The 18442-nt window shown below is 60.6% G+C and carries 15 protein-coding genes, 1 tRNA gene and 2 pseudogenes; 6 read left to right on the top strand and 12 right to left on the bottom strand.

Features of this window, described 5'->3' with window-relative positions; all coding sequences use genetic code 11:
• Positions 1 to 22: 22 nt before the first annotated feature.
• Positions 23 to 1318, bottom strand: coding sequence for an aminotransferase class III-fold pyridoxal phosphate-dependent enzyme (locus QTA57_RS17365; protein WP_290152809.1), 1296 nt, complete (start codon positions 1316 to 1318; stop codon positions 23 to 25).
• Positions 1319 to 1560: 242 nt separating this feature from the next.
• Between QTA57_RS17365 and QTA57_RS17360 the strand changes: the two genes are divergently transcribed.
• From QTA57_RS17360 to QTA57_RS17350, 3 genes and pseudogenes are all read left to right on the top strand, one after another.
• Positions 1561 to 2532 (top strand): taurine ABC transporter substrate-binding protein, encoded by a 972-nt coding sequence (locus QTA57_RS17360; protein ID WP_290152807.1) that lies wholly within the window; start codon positions 1561 to 1563, stop codon positions 2530 to 2532.
• A 58-nt stretch (positions 2533 to 2590) separates the two neighbouring features.
• Complete coding sequence (locus QTA57_RS17355; RefSeq protein WP_290152805.1) at positions 2591 to 3391, top strand: taurine ABC transporter ATP-binding protein; 801 nt, start codon at positions 2591 to 2593, stop codon at positions 3389 to 3391.
• Between the two features lie 224 nt (positions 3392 to 3615).
• Positions 3616 to 4341, top strand: a pseudogene (locus QTA57_RS17350) (ABC transporter permease); the annotation flags it as partial.
• 143 nt (positions 4342 to 4484) lie between these two features.
• On the opposite strand, the gene QTA57_RS18490 reads toward QTA57_RS17350, so the two are convergent.
• The 8 genes and pseudogenes from QTA57_RS18490 to QTA57_RS17315 all read right to left on the bottom strand — a co-directional run bounded on the left by QTA57_RS18490 (position 4485) and on the right by QTA57_RS17315 (position 12836).
• Positions 4485 to 4988 carry a phosphate acyltransferase gene (locus QTA57_RS18490; protein ID WP_330696734.1) on the bottom strand — a complete coding sequence of 168 codons (504 nt, stop codon included), beginning with the start codon at positions 4986 to 4988 and terminating at the stop codon, positions 4485 to 4487.
• Positions 4957 to 5493, bottom strand: coding sequence for a phosphate acyltransferase (locus tag QTA57_RS18485; protein ID WP_330696733.1), 537 nt, complete (start codon positions 5491 to 5493; stop codon positions 4957 to 4959). Before QTA57_RS18485 ends, QTA57_RS18490 begins: the two co-directional genes overlap by 32 nt.
• Positions 5490 to 7266, bottom strand: a pseudogene (xsc, locus tag QTA57_RS17340) (sulfoacetaldehyde acetyltransferase). The gene QTA57_RS18485 and the pseudogene xsc overlap by 4 nt, the downstream one beginning before the upstream one ends.
• 187 nt (positions 7267 to 7453) lie before the next feature.
• Positions 7454 to 7528 (bottom strand) — tRNA-Gly (locus tag QTA57_RS17335).
• Positions 7529 to 7618: 90 nt separating this feature from the next.
• The gene (locus tag QTA57_RS17330) at positions 7619 to 7756 is read right to left on the bottom strand and encodes a hypothetical protein (RefSeq protein ID WP_290152803.1); all 138 of its coding nucleotides are present in this window, start codon (positions 7754 to 7756) and stop codon (positions 7619 to 7621) included.
• A gap of 1 nt (position 7757) precedes the next feature.
• On the bottom strand, positions 7758 to 8144 hold the full coding sequence (locus QTA57_RS17325; RefSeq protein ID WP_290152801.1) for a DUF2314 domain-containing protein: 387 nt from the start codon (positions 8142 to 8144) through the stop codon (positions 7758 to 7760).
• Positions 8141 to 11578, bottom strand: coding sequence for a pyruvate carboxylase (locus QTA57_RS17320; protein ID WP_290152799.1), 3438 nt, complete (start codon positions 11576 to 11578; stop codon positions 8141 to 8143). The genes QTA57_RS17325 and QTA57_RS17320 overlap by 4 nt, the downstream gene beginning before the upstream one ends.
• Positions 11579 to 11693: 115 nt before the next feature.
• Entirely contained in the window at positions 11694 to 12836 is a 1143-nt protein-coding gene (locus QTA57_RS17315) for an alpha-hydroxy acid oxidase (RefSeq protein WP_290152796.1), read from the bottom strand.
• 183 nt (positions 12837 to 13019) lie between these two features.
• Here QTA57_RS17315 and QTA57_RS17310 point away from each other — a divergent pair, with 183 nt between their 5' ends.
• Positions 13020 to 15467: an ATP-dependent helicase gene (locus QTA57_RS17310; RefSeq protein WP_290152793.1), complete on the top strand. Its 2448-nt coding sequence runs from the start codon at positions 13020 to 13022 to the stop codon at positions 15465 to 15467.
• Positions 15468 to 15532: 65 nt separating this feature from the next.
• Positions 15533 to 15850, top strand: a complete 318-nt coding sequence (locus QTA57_RS17305) for a hypothetical protein (RefSeq protein ID WP_290152791.1) — start codon at positions 15533 to 15535, stop codon at positions 15848 to 15850.
• A gap of 91 nt (positions 15851 to 15941) precedes the next feature.
• On the opposite strand, the gene QTA57_RS17300 is transcribed toward QTA57_RS17305, so the two are convergent.
• Complete coding sequence (locus QTA57_RS17300) at positions 15942 to 16541, bottom strand: LysE family translocator (protein WP_290152789.1); 600 nt, start codon at positions 16539 to 16541, stop codon at positions 15942 to 15944.
• A gap of 73 nt (positions 16542 to 16614) precedes the next feature.
• Here QTA57_RS17300 and QTA57_RS17295 point away from each other — a divergent pair, with 73 nt between their 5' ends.
• Positions 16615 to 17067 (top strand): Lrp/AsnC family transcriptional regulator, encoded by a 453-nt coding sequence (locus QTA57_RS17295; RefSeq protein WP_290152788.1) that lies wholly within the window; start codon positions 16615 to 16617, stop codon positions 17065 to 17067.
• Here the strand turns inward: QTA57_RS17295 and QTA57_RS17290 are convergent.
• Positions 17064 to 17621, bottom strand: a complete 558-nt coding sequence (locus tag QTA57_RS17290; protein WP_290152786.1) for a TetR/AcrR family transcriptional regulator — start codon at positions 17619 to 17621, stop codon at positions 17064 to 17066. The genes QTA57_RS17295 and QTA57_RS17290 overlap by 4 nt on opposite strands.
• Positions 17618 to 18154: a dihydrofolate reductase family protein gene (locus tag QTA57_RS17285; RefSeq protein WP_290152783.1), complete on the bottom strand. Its 537-nt coding sequence runs from the start codon at positions 18152 to 18154 to the stop codon at positions 17618 to 17620. The genes QTA57_RS17290 and QTA57_RS17285 overlap by 4 nt, the downstream gene beginning before the upstream one ends.
• Between the last annotated feature and the right edge of the window lie 288 nt (positions 18155 to 18442).

Raw genomic sequence — 18442 nt, 5'->3', positions numbered from 1 at the left:
TTTATCGAGGGTTTTTCGGAACTTATCGACAATCTCGTCGACATGGGCGCGCTCGGCGATGAATTGCGGCGCGAGAACCGCGTTGTCGCCGGTGAATTTGACGCTGAGCCCTTCCCAGAACATCTCTTTCTGGAAGCGCGGTGCCGCGCATGCCGGGGCCGCCATTGGGGAAGACCTCGACACTGGCCATAAGGCCAGCGACGCGGATATCCTTGACCATCTCGTGGCCCTTCAACCCGGCAAAGAGTACCTCTTCGAAATAGGGTGCCAGATCGGCGGCGCGCTGGATCAGGCTTTCCTCTTCCAGGATGTCCATCATCGCGATACCTGCGGCACAGGCGGCGGGATGACCCGAATAGGTATAGCCGTGGAAGAACTCGGTCAGGCCGCGCGGGCTGCTGCCGACCACGGTGTCGTAAATCTCGTCCTTCACGGCAACGGCCCCCATCGGGATCGAGCCGTTGGTCAGCGCCTTCGCCATGGTCATGATATCGGGCTCGACGCCATATTTCTGCGCCGCGAAATTGGTGCCGAGCCGGCCAAAGCCGGTGATCACCTCATCAAACACCAACAAAATGCCGTGCTGATTGCAAATTTCGCGGAGCCGCTCCAAATAACCGACAGGTGGCGGCAAGGTGCCGGTGGAGCCAGCGACCGGCTCAACAAAGACGGCGGCGATATTGCCGGGGCCATAGGTGGCGCAGATGCGCTCCAAGTCGTTGGCCAGTTCGACGCCGTTGTTTTGCGGCTGCCCACCGGGGATGAACAGCTCATCTTCGCTCCAGGTGTGACGCATCATCACCACGCCGGGCACGGTTGCATGGAAAATGTCGCGGTTCTTTACCATGCCCGAGAGGGAGACACCGCCGATATTCACCCCGTGATAAGCGCGCTCCCGGCTGACAAAACGGGTCCGCATATCGCCACGGGCATGATGATAGGCCATGATCATTTTCATCGCGGTATCCACGGCCTCTGACCCGGAATTCACAAAGAAAACATGGTTCATCGGCTCGGGTGTCAGGCGCGAGACCTTCTCGGCCAGCGCGAAACTGGCGGGGTGACCGGCCTGGAACGGCATCACATAGGTGTAATCCTTCATCTGCTGATGCACGGCTTCGATGATTTTCGGATGGCAATGGCCCGCCGGAGAGCAGAACAGACCGCTCGAGCCGTCGATCAACTGGCCGCCATGGTGATCATAAAGATGCACCCCTTCGGCGCGCACGATCAGGCGCGGATCTTCTTTGAAACCACGGTTGTCCGTGAACGGCATCCAGTGCGCTTCAAGCGAGTTTGTGCTCGAGTCGTAAGCCATGGCATCCTCCTATGTGATTTGGTGAAACTCGCGCCGCGCCCCGAGCACGTATACCTCCAGCTATGGAAAAGAATAAGGCCAGGACGCTGGATCACCTGGACCTATAACCCGTGCGATTTGGATATATAGCAAGGGCAGGTTCCGTATGAGCCTGTCAGGCGCGGCTTGCGGAGACAAGCCTCTTATCCAATGGCCGAGAGTCCAAAATAATATACGGCCACCAACATGGAGAGTTGATAAATATGTCTGGCTTTAAAATGATGGCAGGCGCCGCAGCACTTGCATTAACAGCAAGCGCGGTGTCGGCAGAGACGGTTACAGTAGCGTATTTCCTCGAATGGCCCACCGCGAACCAGGTGGCGCAAGTCGAAGAGACCTACCAGGAGCGTATGGGCGTCGATGTGGAATGGCGCGCATTCGGCAACGGCAATGAAATGACCCAGGCGATGGCCTCGGGTGACGTGGATATCGCATTCTCGCAAGGCCTGGTGCCGTTTGTGGTCGCCGTGTCCAACGGGTTGCCGCTGGAACTGGTCGGTGTGGCCGTGAGCTATGCCGAGGCCGATAACTGCGTCGTGCATATGGATGCAGGTGTGACCCAAGAAAACGCCGCCGAAGCGCTTGTTGGAGAGACCATCGCGACGCCGATCGGTAATGTGACCCACTACAAATTGCTGCGGATGCTCGACCATCTGGGTGTGAATGCGGATGACGTGAATTTTGTGCAGATGAACGGCGCTGATGCTGCGGTGGCTCTTGCTCGTGGTGATGTCGCCGTCGGCTGCGCCTTTGGCGGCGCTCTGCAGCGGATGATGGAGTATGGCGAGCCGTTGATGACGGCGGCGGAGCAGGAAGCCATCGGTATCCGCGTCTTCGACGTGATCTCGGTGACCTCGGATTTCGCGGCTGAGCATCCCGATCTGCTGCAAGCGTTTATGGATGTGACGGATGAGGCCAACCTGGCCTATGCCGCCGACCCGAGCGCGTATGTGGAAACCATTGCGGGTGCCGCCGGTATGGATCTCGCCGCAACTGAAAACATGCTGGGCATGTTCTCCTTCCCCTCCAGCGCCGATCAGGCATCGGAGGCATGGCTTGGCGGAACGGTGCAGGCCTTCATGAAAGAAGTGGCAGATTTCTTTGTCGAGCAGGGGCAGCTTGACGTGGCGCTGGATGACTACTCTTCGACGGTCAACGCAAACTTCGTCAACTAACCCAAAGAGACGAGCGGCCGGGGCCATTCGGCCGCTCGTTTTTGGCGAGGGAGCAGCCATGTCACAATTATCCATCCAGAACATTTCTATGCGGTTCGATTTGCCCGATGGCGGGCACATCCAGGCGCTGAAAGATGTCTCGCTTGAACTGAACTCAGGCGAATTGATGAGCATCCTCGGCCCATCGGGCTGTGGCAAGACAACCCTTCTCAACATCGTCGCTGGCTTTCTTGCGCCGACCAATGGGCAGGTTTTGTTGAATGACCACAAGGTGCTTGGCCCCGATGCCGAACGCGGCATGGTGTTTCAGCAGGGCGCCTTGTTTGAATGGATGACGGTGGAGGAAAACGTTTCCTTCGGGCCGAAAATGCGAGGTGTCTACAACGCTGAGGCCAAGGACCATGTGCAGCATATGCTGGACGTGGTCGGGCTCAAGGATTTTGGGTCGAAACCGGTCTATCAGCTTTCTGGCGGTATGCAGCAGCGGGTCGCCCTAGCGCGGTGCTTGGTCAATGATCCAGACGTGATCTTGATGGATGAGCCGCTTGGCGCATTGGACGCGCTGACCCGCGAGAAGATGCAAGGCTTGGTCCTAAAGCTTTGGAAAGAAACCGGGAAGACGATCATCCTGATCACCCACTCGGTGGAAGAGGCGTTGTTTCTCGGCGAACGGCTGGTGGTTCTGGCCCCACGTCCGGGGCGGATTCACAAAGTCTATGATCTGCCCTTTGCCGATCAGGGCGTGGAGGGCGATGCGCGCGAGATTAAGGCGGGCCCTGAATTCGTGGAGAACCGCGAGGAGATCTTGAACATGATCTGGAGCATGGAAGAAGACATTATGGCCGGGGGGCATGCGTGATGACCGATCAAAGCTCTGAAACAGATCAGACCCCGCCCACCGGTGAGCCGCAAAGCTCTCCCAGTCAGATGATGATCTGGCTTGGCTTGGCCGATAACAGCTTCACACGGCAGAAGACCGTGAAATTCGGCGATGCCTCGGCGGTGAATTCCGGGCGGTTCTGGTCGATCATAACCCTGGTTGTGCTCTTTGGGGGTTGGACGCTCGCCACGATGACCGGCCTCATCGACCCGATCTTCTGGCCACCGATCGAGGGCGATCTTTATCCTTGGCCCAACCCCGAAAGGGCGCGTCCGGGCGTAATTGATCGGTTCTTCTCACTCATCGCTGATGGCTACCGCAACGTGGCGCTTTGGGAGCATGTCTGGACCTCGGTCTATCGGGTGCTATTAGGCGTGTTCTTCGGTGCTTTGGTCGGCATTCCGCTTGGCTTTGCTATGGGGCTCAGCTCCTTCTGGCGTGGGCTGTTGGACCCAATTGTCGAGTTCATGCGCCCGATCCCGCCTCTGGCGCTGATCCCGCTGGTGATCTTGTGGTTGGGCATCGATGAGACGGCAAAGGTCTTCCTGCTGTTCTTGGCGGCGCTCTTCATCATGATCATCGCCGCGCGCTCCGGGGTTGGCTCGGTTCGGATCTCTAAGGTCCACGCCGCGTATTCGCTTGGGGCGTCGAAGATGCAGGTCTTGCGCCATGTGATCCTGCCCAATGCTCTGCCGGAGATTTTCACCGGGTTGCGGACGGCGATGGGCGTCTGTTGGGGCACGTTGGTGGCCGCGGAACTGGTGGCGGCGGATCAGGGCCTCGGCTCGATGATCCTGATCGCGAAGAACTTCCTGCAGACCGAAGTGGTGGTGCTGGGTATCATCATCATCGGTGTCATCGGCTTTGGGATCGAGATGTTCATGCGCTGGCTTGAGCGCATCTTGATCCCCTGGCGCGGGAAGGGGTGAGCGCTGGTTTGCAAAGCCGCCAGTGGAGGCTTTGCAGATGCGAAGTGGTGGAGCCTCGGAAACCCGATCTCCACAGTCGAGCAGCCTAATAAAAAGGCCCCGAGGCAAAACCTCGGGGCCGTTCTCATGATCGGGCGGGGGTATTAGCCGTCCAGCGCGATGGCCTGCGCGGCGGTCACGGCGATGATGTCGACGATGTCTTCGGCCACGCAACCCCGGCTCAGATCGTTGGCCGGTCGCGCCAAGCCCTGCAGAACCGGGCCGATGGCCTTCGCCCCGCCCACACGTTGGGCAATCTTGTAGCCGATATTGCCGGCGTCGAGATTGGGAAAGATCATCACATTGGCCTGGCCCGCGCTGGTCGACCCGGGGGCTTTCTTGGCACCGATCTCAGGCACAAACGCGGCGTCGAACTGAAATTCGCCGTCGGCATCAAGTTCGGGATGGGCCGCGCGCAGTATGGCGAGCGCCTCTGTCGTCTTGTCGACCCTTTCATGGCGGGCGCTGCCTTTCGTCGAGAAGGACAGCATCGCGACTTTGGCCTCCCGCCCTGTCAGAGCACTCCAAGACCCGGCGGCCTGGGCCGCAATGGCCGCGAGCTCTTCGGCGGATGGGTCAATGACCAGCCCACAATCGGAAAAGATCATCGCATCCCGGTCTGGAAGCGTGGGTTTCTGGCAAAACCATCAAGAAGAAGGACGAAACGAGCGCCGCGCCCTCGGCCTTCCCGATGATCTGAAGTGCGGTTCGGACAGTATCAGAGGTCGTCGCAACGGCGCCGCCGACTGTCCCATCCGCATGGCCAGCGCGCACCAGAAGTGCAGCAAAGACCAAACGGTCCTGGACCTGCTCCGCCGCCTTTTCCGGGGTCATGCCCTTATGGCCGCGCAGGTCCACAAGCAGGTCGGCCAAGCCCGGCGTCAGATCGGAGTGTTGCGGATCATAGATGGTGATCCCGTCAGCCGAGCCACCTTGTCGTGCAATCTCGGCCGCCACATCTGGGCCGCCGACAAGCGAGACCTGCGCCAAGCCAGCATCCCGGGCGGCCAAAGCCGCGGCAACGACCCGAGGGTCGTTGCCTTCGCTGAGCACGATACGCTTCCCCGCAGCGGCCGCGCGGGCATGTAGATCGGTCAGGACCGATGCGGTCATGCGCCGGCCTGGGGGATCATGTCATCAGGTGAAATGCCCGCCACTTCGACCGGCTTCTTCATCGCGTCGCGACGGAAGGGCTCACCCAGTTCCTGATTGATCATCGCCTCAATCAGGGTGGTCTTGCCTGCGGCTTGATCCTTCAGCGCCTGGTTCAGTGCGGCGGTGAGCTCGTCCATCGTGCGAGCTACGACGCCTTTCAGGCCACATGCCTGCGCGATTCCGGCATAGCTCACGTCATCATCCAACTCGGTGCCGACGAAGTTGTCATCAAACCAGAGGGTCGAATTCCGTTTCTCCGCGCCCCATTGGTAGTTGCGGAACACGATTTGGGTGATCCCGGGCCATTCGCCCCGGCCAATCGCCGTCAGTTCATTCACTGCGATGCCGAACGCGCCGTCGCCCGCGAACCCGACGACCGGTACATCAGGGCAGCCAATCTTGGCGCCAACAATAGCGGGTAAGCCATACCCGCAGGGGCCAAAGAGGCCGGGTGCCAGATATTTGCGGCCCTGATCGAAGGAGGGATACGCGTTGCCGATGGCGCAATTGTTGCCGATGTCGGACGAGATAATCGCCTCGCGCGGCAGGGCCTGCTGGATCGCGCGCCAAGCCATGCGGGGCGACATCCAATCCGGTTTCGCGGACCGGGCCCGTTCGTTCCAGGTGGTGCCTGGATCGTCGTCTTCGTGATCCATCGAGCTGAGCTGCTGCGCCCAGGTTGATTTGGTCTGCGCGATCCTTGCTTTTCGCTCGTCGCGGCCTGTGTCGCCGCGCTGTCGCTCAAGTTGGCGAGAATGCCCTTTGCGACCTTCGCCGCATCGCCGACGATGCCGACCGTGACCTTCTTGGTCAGCCCAATCCGATCCGGATTGATGTCGACCTGGATGATTTTCGCGTCTGTCGGCCAGTATTCCATTCCATAGCCCGGCAGGGTCGAGAACGGGTTCAATCGGGTGCCGAGGCAGAGCACCACATCGGCCGCCTTGATCAACTCCATCCCGGCTTTCGAGCCGTTATAGCCAAGCGGACCGGCAAAAAGCGGGTGGTTGCCGGGGAAGGCGTCGTTGTGCTGATAGCCGACGCAAACCGGCGCATCGAGCCGCTCAGCCAGCGCCTTGGAGGCGTCGATCCCGCCTTCGGAGAGGACCACGCCCGCGCCGTTCAGGATCACCGGATTTTTCGCTTCGGACAGCAGTTTCGCGGCATCCGCGACAGAGTTTTCTCCGCCCGGAGAGCGTTCAAACTCGATCGGGTCGGCGATCTCGATATCCACGACCTGAGTCCAAAAATCGCGCGGGATGTTGATCTGCGCCGGGGCCGAGAGACGCTTGGCTTGCGCAATCACCCGGGTCAGCACCTCGACGACGCGGCTCGGATCACGCACCTCTTCCTGATAGGCCACCATATCTTCGAACAGTTTCATCTGCTCGACCTCTTGGAACCCGCCTTGGCCGATTGTTTTGTTCGCGGCTTGGGGGTGACCAACAAAAGTGGCGTGTGGTTCCAATAGGCGGTTTTCACGGCGGTGACGAAATTGGTGATGCCGGGGCCGTTCTGCGCGATCATCATCGACATCTTGCCGGTGGCGCGGGTGTAGCCATCGGCCATCATCCCCGCGCTGCCCTCATGGGCGCAATCCCAGAACGTGATGCGGGCCTTCGGGAACAGATCCGAGATCGGCATCATGGCAGAGCCGATGATCCCAAACGCATGTTCGATCCCGTGGCGCTGCAGGACCTTCACAAAGGCTTCTTCGGTTGTCATTTTCATCGTGTTCTCTCCCAAGGCTTGATTGGCCGCAATTCGCGAGGTTTTATTGGATCAAGCAGAAGAGCTATAGACCGGGTAGGGCCAATCCTTCCGATGGGTATAGCCAAGTTTGGCCGTAGATGGCCATGGGGCTAACGCTGATCGCCAAACAACAAAAAACCCGGGGAAAATCCCCGGGCCTTTTGATTGGAGCGGGCGATGAGATTCGAACTCACGACCCTAACCTTGGCAAGGTTATGCTCTACCCCTGAGCTACGCCCGCTCTGTGGAGGTGGTATCTATTTTGACCGGGCCGGGGCTGCAAGAGAAAAAATGCATCCTGGGCGCAGTTTTCATCCTCGCCTGGTGGCCATCACCAGCCTGGCGGCAAAGGCGCTGGCTCAAGATAATCCCAGAGATAGCCATTGCCCGGCAAATCGGCGATGACCCGTGTGGTGTAATTGCCCCAAAGTCGACCGGCGGGCGAGCTGAGGCTCCAATCCTGGATCATCTCATAGGAACTGCACCTGGCTACCCTCTCGCCAATCACCCAGATTGACCGGGGCATTGTTGAGAAACCCGGTGAACTGACCGTCCGCGCGCTGTGAGATGTCACGGACCCAGATGATCTCATCGCCATGATCGACTGGGAAGGTCTGAAACGCGACCTTCACCGTGCCGCGCCCTTGGCTTTCGCCATCCGCATTCAGCACCTCGGCCAAGAAGCGTGGCAGCCTTGCCTGGGCCTCGGCGATGGCGGCATTCATCACCGGATCATGCTCTTCAAACACGGTTGTTTCGTCGCCCCCACCGCCGCCACCTTTGACCTGGGCGGCCAGTGGCGTGACCAAAGCCAGAGACATCAAGAGCGGCAGAGTGATGGCGCGGAAGCACCTCATTCCAATTCCACCAACAAATCTTTGGCGTCGATCTGACCGCCTGGCGTGACATGCACCGCTTTGACTGTTGCGTCGCGGTCGGCATGGATGCCGGTTTCCATTTTCATCGCCTCAATGGTCAGAAGCAGATCGCCCTCTTTCACCTTGGCGCCTGGCTGCACGGCGACGCTGGCCACGACGCCCGGCATAGGTGCGCCAATATGGTTCGGGTTGCCCAATTCAGCTTTCGGGCGTTTGGCGGTGCTGGCCGCGATTTTGCGGTTGGGGACGCGGATGGTACGGGGTTGGCCGTTCAGCTCAAAGAACACTTTGGCTTCGCCCTCGTCATTGGTTTCGCCCACGGCTTGCATTCGGATCACCAAGGTGACGCCGGGGTCGATCTCGGCTTCGATCTCTTCGCCCGAGTCCATGCCGTAGAAGAAGGCGCGTGTCGGCAGTGTCCGGACAGGCCCGTATTCCGCGTGGCGGGTCATGTAATCGGTGAAAACCTTGGGATACATCAGATAACCGTTCAGGTCTTCGTCATCGATCTCCAGGCCCAGCTCAGAAGAGAGATCGCTCCGCGTCTTCTCCAAATCGACCGGTTTGAGGTGTTTGCCCGGACGATCCAGTACCGGCGCTTCGTCTTTCAGGACCTTCTTCAAAATACCCGGCGGGAAGCCACCCGGCGGCTGGCCCAGATTGCCGCGCATCATGTCGATCACGCTGTCGGGGAAGGCCACATCAGTTGTCGGATCCTCGACCTGATCGCGGGTCAGGCCCTGGCTGACCATCATCAGCGCCATGTCGCCCACAACCTTCGAGGACGGCGTGACTTTCACGATGTCGCCAAACATCTGGTTCACATCGGCATACATCTGCGCGACCTCATGCCAGCGCTCTTCCAGCCCCAGGCTTCGTGCCTGCGCCTTGAGGTTGGTGAACTGGCCACCGGGCATCTCATGCAGATACACCTCGGAGGCTGGGGCCTGCATGCCGCTTTCAAAGGCCGCGTAATGGCCGCGCACCGCTTCCCAGTAGTCGCTGATCTCGCGCACGGATTTGATGTCGAGCCCGGTGTCGCGCGGCGTGTGTTTCAGCGCCTCAACCACAGTGCCAAGCGTCGCCTGGCTGGTATTGCCCGAGAGGGCGTCCATGGCGCAGTCGACCGCATCAACGCCCGCCTCGGACGCCGCCAGGATCGTGGCGCAGGCGATGCCCGCCGTGTCATGGGTGTGGAAATGGATCGGCAGGCCGACCTCTTCCTTCAGCGCCTTGATCAGGAGCGTCGCGGAGGCTGGTTTCAGAAGCCCCGCCATGTCTTTCAGACCCAGAACATGGGCGCCCGCATCACGCAGCGATTTGCCCATCTCCACATAATATTTCAGGTCATATTTGGCGCGCGCCGGGTCGAGGATGTCACCGGTGTAGCAAATCGTGCCTTCGCAGACCTTATTCGCCTCGATCACCGCATTCATGGCGACGCGCATGTTTTCGACCCAGTTGAGTGAGTCAAAGACACGGAACACATCAACGCCAGAGGTGGCGGCCTGGGCCACGAAGCTTTGCACCACATTGTCGGGATAGTTGGTGTAGCCAACCCCGTTGGAGGCGCGCAGCAGCATTTGCGTCATCACATTGGGCATTGCGCGCCGGATGTCGCGCAGACGTTGCCACGGGCATTCCTGCAAGAAGCGATAGGCCACGTCGAAGGTCGCACCGCCCCAGCATTCGACACTGAACAGCCCGGGCAGATTGGCGGCATAGGCGGGCGCCACATTGATCATATCGATTGAGCGCATCCGCGTCGCCAAAAGCGATTGGTGCCCGTCGCGCATTGTGGTGTCGGTGATCAGCAGATGTTTCTGCGCCGCCATCCAATCGGCGACGGCTTGCGGGCCTTTCTTATCCAGCAAATCGCGGGTGCCCGGTAAGATATCGGCCTTTTGCGCCGGGGCGCGGGGCAGTTTGATATCCGAGATGGGTAGGGGCCGACCGGCGGTCTCCGGATGCCCATTGACGGTGATATCCGCGATATAGCGCAGGATTTTCGTCGCCCGGTCGCGGCGCGGCGCGAAATCGAACAGCTCCGGCGTTTCGTCGATGAACTTCGTATGATATTGATAATTCAGGAAAGTTGGATGTTTCAGCAGGTTCTCGACAAAAGCGATATTGGTCGAGACACCCCGGATGCGGAACTCGCGCAAAGCCCGGTCCATCCGGGCAATTGCCGCCTCGGGCGTGGGGGCCCAAGCGGTGACCTTCTCCAGAAGCGAGTCGTAATAGCGGGTGATCACCGCCCCCGAGTAAGCGGTGCCGCCGTCCAGCCGTATGCCCATGCCGGTGGCCCCGCGATAGGCGGTGATCCGGCCATAATCGGGGATGAAATTGTTGGTCGGGTCCTCCGTCGTGACCCGACACTGGATCGCGTGGCCATCAAGCTTCACATCATATTGCGAGGCGGTGCCGGTGGCTTCGACCAGGCTTTTGCCCTCGGCGATCAGGATCTGCGCCCGGACGATGTCGATACCGGTGACTTCTTCGGTGACAGTGTGTTCGACCTGAACCCGTGGATTGACTTCGATGAAGTAGAACGCGCCTGACTCCATATCCATCAGGAACTCGACCGTGCCGGCACACTCGTAGTTCACATGTTCGCAAATCCGCTTGCCGAGCAGGCAAATCTCTTCGCGCTGTGTCTCCGACAGGTAGGGCGCGGGCGCGCGCTCCACGACTTTCTGATTGCGGCGCTGGACGGAGCAATCGCGCTCATACAGATGATAGATCGCGCCATGGCTGTCGCCGAGAATCTGCACCTCCACATGGCGGGCACGGAGGATCATCTTCTCCAGATAGCCTTCGCCATTGCCAAAGGCGGCTTCGGCCTCGCGCCGTCCCTCGCGGACCTTCTCTTCCAGTTCATCGGGTCTCATGATTGGGCGCATGCCCCGACCCCCGCCGCCCCAGGAGGCTTTCAGCATCAGCGGATAGCCGATCTCCGCCGCTTCGGCGCGGATCGCCTCCATATCGTCGCCCAGGACCTCGGTGGCAGGGATGACAGGCACGCCAGCCTCGATTGCCACGCGGCGGGCGCTGGCTTTGTCGCCCAGGGCGCGCATAGTTTTCGCTTTCGGGCCGATAAAGGTGATCCCGGCCTTGGTGCAGGCATCCACGAAATCGGGGTTTTCGGAGAGAAGGCCATAGCCAGGATGGATCGCATCGGCGCCGCACATCTTGGCGACCCGGATGATCTCCTCGATTGACAGATAAGCCGCAACCGGTCCGAGACCCTCACCGATCTTATAGGCCTCATCGGCCTTGAAACGGTGCAGGCTCAGCTTGTCTTCTTCGGCATAGACCGCGACCGTGCGTTTGCCCAACTCATTGGCGGCGCGCATGACACGGATGGCAATCTCGCCGCGGTTGGCAATGAGGATTTTCTGGAACTCAGGCATCGGACACGGGCCTCCTTTTCGCAGTTGCAGCATGTCTATGACGGAGATGTGACGGCTGCAACCGCAAGCTGTGACGTTACGTCACGAATCATGACAGGCCTGTAAGACTTCAGGCTTACAGGCGGGGCACCAACCGCCCCGGCAGGTCGGCCAAACCGGCCGCCCCGATCTGCGCCATATTGGCAATCATATCTTTCACAAGAAGGTCGTGGAGGTGGGTCGGACCGTCCGCCCCCAAAGCGCCGAGCGCGTAATGCCATGGCCGCCCCATCATCACGAAATCCGCCCCAAGCGCCAGGGCGCGCAGAATGTCGAGGCCGCCCTCGACCCCACTATCGAGCAGGATCGGCAGAGGCGTCGCGGCGCGAATGGCCGGCAATGCGTCGATCGTTGCAGGTGCAGCATCGAACTGCCGCCCCGCGTGGTTGGAGACCCAGATGGCATCAATCCCCTCGTCGCCCAATCGCGTCGCATCTTCGGCTTGCAGCACGCCTTTGACGATCAACGGGCCGTCCCAAGCGGCGCGCAGCTCGGCAAGATAGGCCCAATCCGGTGAGGTTCTGAGCAGGTAACCAACATGGGCCGTCGAGGGCAAAGTGCCCGTGTTTTTCGGCGCATAGCTGTCCATCAGCCGCATGCGGGGCATGCCGCTTCGCAGGGTTTGGACCGCCCAGGCAGGGCAGCGCGCCACCTGCAATGCCAAACGCGGCGTGAGCCGTGGCGGTTGGACCAGGCCGCCGCGGGTTTGTCGCTCGCGGCGCGAGGGGGCGGGGACATCGACGGTCAAGACCAATGTGTGAAACCCGGCATCCTTGGCGCGGCGCAGCATATCGGTCCGGATCGCAGGATCACGTGGCGGATACATCTGAAACCAGCCTTGGTTGCCAATCACATCGGCCAAATCATCCGGGGTTTGAGTCGCGACGGTCGACAGGCAATAGGGCACGCCTGCGGCTGCACCATGGCGCGCCAAGATGCGCTCCGCCCCGGGCCAGATCAGGCCCGACATCCCCAAAGGCGCAATGCCGAAAGGGGCCGGATAGTCACGGCCCAGAAACCGGGTCGAGAGATCGGGCGTGATCTCGCCATGCAGGATCGACGGTTGCAAAAGCACCTGATCGAATGCGGTCCGATTGCGGGACGTGACGGTTTCGGCGCCCGTGGCGCTATCGAGATATTCCCAGACAAAATGCGGAATACGCCGCCGGGCACGGGCTTTCAGATCGCTGAGGGCGGGATATTGCGGCTCCAAGCTCATGAGGCCCAGCAAACCCGCCGCCGCGCGCTTGTCCAGAAAAATCAACGGCTCAGATGTGTCATGACCGCCGTTTTACGGCTTGACGGTCTTCCGCCTCGGCGCGGGCTGCTCCACAAATCCTGCAGGCAGAACAATCTAAGAACATGCCTTTCCAGACGCAGCAACCCTATATATGCTGCGCGCATGAGCAGATTTGACGACACATTCGACGAGGCGGACGCTTTCGAGGCGGCCTCCCTGTCGCGCCGCGCCATGGCTGCGCGGCCCATGCCTTACATGGACGGGCTGAACCCGGCGCAGCGCGAGGCGGTCGAGGCGTTGGACGGCCCGGTCTTGATGCTGGCCGGCGCGGGCACTGGCAAAACCCGGGCGCTGACGGCGCGGATCGCACATTTGCTGGCGACCGGCACGGCGCGACCGAATGAAATCCTGGCGGTGACCTTCACCAACAAAGCCGCGCGCGAGATGAAGCACCGGATCGGTGGGTTGATGGGCGAGGCGGTTGAGGGCATGCCGTGGCTCGGCACCTTCCACGCGATCTGCGTGAAACTGCTGCGGCGTCATGCGGAACTGGTTGGGTTGAAGTCGAATTTCACCATCCTGGATACCGATGATCAGGTTCGGCTGATGAAGCAGTTGATCCTGGCCGAAGGGATTGATGAGAAGCGTTGGCCCGCGCGGATGCTGGCCGGGATCATCGACGGGTGGAAGAACCGCGCTTGGACGCCGGAGAAAGTCCCCGCCGGCGAGGCCGGGGCTTATAACAAACGCGGTGTCGAGCTTTACGCGGCCTATCAAGCGCGACTGAAGACGCTGAATGCGACCGATTTTGGCGATCTGCTCCTGCATATGGTGACGATTTTCCAGGAGAATGAGGATCTTCTGGCGCAGTATCAGCGCTGGTTCCGTTACATCCTGGTGGACGAATACCAAGATACCAATGTCGCGCAATATCTCTGGCTGCGGCTTCTGGCGCAGGGGCATCAGAATATCTGCTGCGTCGGCGATGATGACCAGTCGATCTATGGTTGGCGCGGGGCCGAAGTGGGCAATATCCTCAGGTTTGAAAAGGATTTCCCCGGCGCAAAGGTCGTGCGCCTGGAGCAGAATTACCGCTCGACTGGGCATATCCTGGCGGCCGCGTCGGGTGTGATTGCGGGCAACAAAGGGCGCCTTGGCAAGACGCTTTGGACCGATGGCGAGGATGGCGAGAAAGTCCGGCTCATCGGCCATTGGGATGGCGATGAAGAGGCCCGTTGGGTTGGCGATGAGATCGAGGCGATGGAGAAGGGCACGCGCGGCATGGACCCGATCAGCCCGGATGGTATGGCGATCTTGGTCCGCGCCAGCCATCAGATGCGCGCCTTTGAGGACCGATTTCTGACCATCGGTCTGCCCTACCGGGTCATCGGTGGCCCGCGGTTTTATGAGCGGATGGAGATCCGCGATGCGATGGCTTATCTCCGCGTGGTGGTCAGCCCCGACGACGATCTGGCCTTTGAGCGGATCGTGAACACGCCGAAACGGGGCCTTGGCGACAAGGCGCAGCAGAATATCCAGATCACTGCGCGGCAAAACGGCGTCAGCCTGGTTGAAGGCGCGCGGATTTTGCTGGCCGAGAAAGGCATCGGTGGCAAGGGTGCCAAGGAACTGGCCCGGTTGATCGAGGGGATCGATCGCTGGCGCATGATGCTGCTTGGGCCGAGAGTGGCCTCTGCGCCGGAGAGTGACCTGATCGAGGTGGAGCGCCCGGCGGGGGCCGCCCCCAGCCATATCGAACTGGCAGAGATCATCCTCGATGAGAGCGGCTATACTGGCCATTGGCAAAACGACAAAACGCCCGAAGCGCCGGGGCGGTTGGAGAACTTGAAGGAGTTGATCAAGGCCCTGGAAGGCTTCGAAAACCTGCAAGGGTTCCTCGAACATGTCAGCTTGATCATGGATAACGAGACCGAGGATGGAGAGCCGAAAGTCACGTTGATGACGCTGCACGCGGCCAAAGGGCTCGAGTTCCCCGCTGTGTTCTTGCCGGGCTGGGAGGATGGGCTGTTCCCCAGTCAGCGATCGATGGATGAAGAGGGGATGAAGGGGCTCGAGGAAGAACGTCGGCTCGCTTATGTCGGCATCACCCGGGCCGAAGAGGTCTGCACGATCTCCTTCGCGGGCAATCGCCGGGTCTATGGCCAATGGCAAAGCCAAATGGCCTCGCGTTTCATCGATGAATTGCCCGAAGAGCATGTGGAAGTGCTGACCCCGCCTGGGCTTTATGGGCACGGCACGGGCATGTCGGGCAGTGCGTCACCGACAGCGGGGATGATGCGTGGCTCGGACCTGCACCAGAAAGCGGCGGAGGCGAATGTTTATAACTCACCCGGCTGGCGGCGGCTCCAGGCCAATCAGGGCCAACGCGGCATGAGCCAACCGCGGGAAAGCCGCAACATGACCATCGACGCCGAAGCGATCAGCGCGTTTTTGCTGGACGACCGGGTGTTCCACCAAAAGTTCGGCTATGGCCGCGTGAATGCGGTAGAAGGGGATAAGGTCGAAGTCGTTTTCGACAAGGCGGGCGTGAAACATGTGGTGGGCCGGTTCCTGGTCGCTGCAGATAGCGCCGGAGACGTGCCGTTTTAGGGGCAAACGGCGGGGGAGCACGTGCTTGCCGACGGAGGGATGACCCGAACCGGGGAGGCTGCCGTATGAAAACACTGGTTTTGGAACCCGATCCCGTCCGCGCCCGGGCGTGGGTGGCGCGCTATGGTGTGGCCCATAACAGTTGCGATGTGGCGCAAAGCCCGGGGCAGGCGCGGCTGATGCTGATTGCCGAAACATATGACCGGCTTTGTCTCAGGCCCGGCCAGTTGGAGGGGCAAAGCCACGCGATCTTGTCTGTCGCGCGGGCTTGCAACCCGGAATGTGAAGTCGTCGATCTCAACAGAAAGACCCGGCGCCCGATTTCCGGACCCTCTTTGGGCCTCTTGGCGGATGCGAAACGCGATCTACAGGCGGAGCCTTAGGCAGCGGTCTATCGGTTGTCCGGCGGCCTATATGGTGTCTAGCATCTTGTAAGCGCCGTTTCGCATGCTCCGGTTAGCCTCGGCCTGCGTTCTATGCCGTCAAAATTGGGTAGAGTGAGGCCACCAAAAGCAGGGCCATCAAGATGTTGAAGGCCCGGAGCCGTGCCGGGTTGGTCAACAAGCGGCGCATTTGCAGACCCAACCAAGCCCAAGACCCAACCGAGGGCAGGTTGATCACGCCAAAGACCACCGCCATGACCAGCAGATCGTCGAAGCCGCGCCGGGGCGGCGTGTAGACGGTGATCGCGGTCAAAGCCATGCTCAACGCCTTCGGATTGACCCATTGGAACCCGGCGGCCTGCAGGAAGGTCAGCGGCGTGCCGGCGGCCTGCACCTCCGGCAAAATCGGGACGGCTGAGCCGATTTTCCACGCCAGATAAAGCAGATAGCCGACACTGACGACTTTCAGGATCGTATAGATCACCGGATAGGCATCAAAGATCTGGATCAGACCGGCACCGATTGCCACCGCCATGATCACAAAGCCAAGCGCCACGCCCAACATATGCGGAATGGTTCGGCGCATCCCGAAATTGGCGCCGGACGCCATCAGCATCAGGTTGTTCGGCCCCGGCGTGATCGAGCTGACGAAGGCGAAAAGCGCAAGCGCGGTGATGAGATCCAGTGTCATATACGCAACGTTAGGCGGCATAAGGCGCAATGAAATTGCAAAGTGATGTGTCCAATGGATAATCTTGCAATAAATGACGAAGATTGACGAAAAAGACCGCCAGATATTGCGTGAACTGTCCCGGGATGGGCGGATCAGCAATCTGGATCTGGCTGAGCGGGTGGCGCTCAGTCCATCGGCCTGTCTGCGGCGGGTTGCGGCGCTCGAAACCGCTGGTGTGATCACCGGCTATCGCGCGGTCTTGGACCCGGTCAAAATGGGCATCGGCTTTACAGCTTATATGGCTGTGGGTCTGTCGGAACACTCCAAGCGCGCGCAGGAGGCGTTTGAGCGGGCGGTTGCCCAGGCACCGGAGGTGCGGGAGTGCCATAACATCACCGGCAGCGTGGAATATCTGCTGCGGGTCGAGGCGGCAGATTTGAGCAGCTACAAGACCTTTCATACCGATGTTCTGGGCGCGCTGCCACAAGTCGCGACGATCACGACCTATGTGGTGATGGGGTCACCGAAGGACGACCGCGCTTAGCTTGCGGTCTCTCTGGCCAAGAGCCAGTCCAACCCAAGCGCGAACTCAGCCCAGGCCGTCTCGGTCAGGTCTGCCGGTGCGTGCGCTGCGGCCAGGACGGCCCCATGGGTGTAGTCGATCAGCACTTGGGACATCCGATCTGGGTCAGCGGGACCCATCTGAGCCGCAAGGCCACAAAGCTGCGCGAACATCTTCTCAAACCGCCCCGAAAACAGCCCAGGCGTGGCGAAGATATAGAGCGCGAGAGACGGGGCTTCTTGCACGCATCTGGCATGGCGGAGGAGCAGTTCACGGAGTTGATCTTTGGGCGTCCCAGCGGTGAGCGGTGCATCTAGAGGGCGGTAAATCTCGGTCACCAAATCCGCCATCAAATCCGCCCTTGGGCCAGTGTGATGGGTGATCGCCATGGGCGTGACTTGCAACCGATCCGCGACGGCGCGGAAGGTGACGGCATCGGCCCCGCTTTCGTGCAGAACCGCCTTCGCGGCCGCAAGAATGCGAGGTTTCGATAGCGTTACGGTGGTGCTCGACGGGCGCCCTCGGCGGCGGCTCATGGCCGAACCTTGTAGCGGGTTTGAACGTAACCGCAGGCAAAGCCACGGCTTTCGCAAAGCTCCAGCTCGATATCGCGGTCGAGCGGGCCAAAGAGCGGCCGCCCTTCTCCGATCAAAACCGGGATCGTGGTGATCGTGAGCTCCGCAATCAATCCGGCGCGCAGGAAGGACTGCACGACTTGCCCGCCATCCACATAGGCTTTGCGCCAGCCTTGCTCAGCCCGATCCGCCATCGCTTGCTCCGGGGGTGCGTTACTGATTGTGACCTTGCCGCGAAGAGCGTCGGGCAGGTCAGCTTGGGTCAGGCTGCGGCTGAGAACGACAACAGGCTTCGCGTAGGGCCAGTCACCAAACCCGAGCACGGTTTCGTAAGACGCGCGGCCCATGATCAAGCCATCCATCTCGGCGATGAAGGCCTCGTAGCCCTGATCCTCGTCACCATCATCACGCGCCATGAGCCAATCGAGACTGTGATCGGGCCGCGCGACGAACCCGTCGAGCGAGGTTGCAATGAAGACATGGCCGGTTGTCATGTGAGTCTCCCATTAAATTATACATCATATAATAACAAGCCCAGGGAAGGCCGCAAGGCCGAGTGGATGAATCAGAATGTGGGCCAAAAAAAGCGGTGACACCTAAAGGGAGGAGAAGGTGCCACCGCCAGATCTCAGTCCACCTCAAAGGGAGGAGGAGAGGGGACCGATATGTTGGGCCAATTGGCCCGGAAACGAACGGCGGCCCCAGGGAGGAGGTCGGAACCGCCGTGGATGAGCCCAACCTCAAAGGGAGGAGGAGAGGGCGGGCTCTGGGTCGCAACATCA

The sequence above is a fragment of the Fontisubflavum oceani genome (assembly GCF_030407165.1).
GTDB classification, from domain to species: Bacteria; Pseudomonadota; Alphaproteobacteria; order Rhodobacterales; family Rhodobacteraceae; genus Rhodophyticola; species Rhodophyticola oceani.
This window is presented reverse-complemented; position numbering and strand designations above follow the sequence as displayed.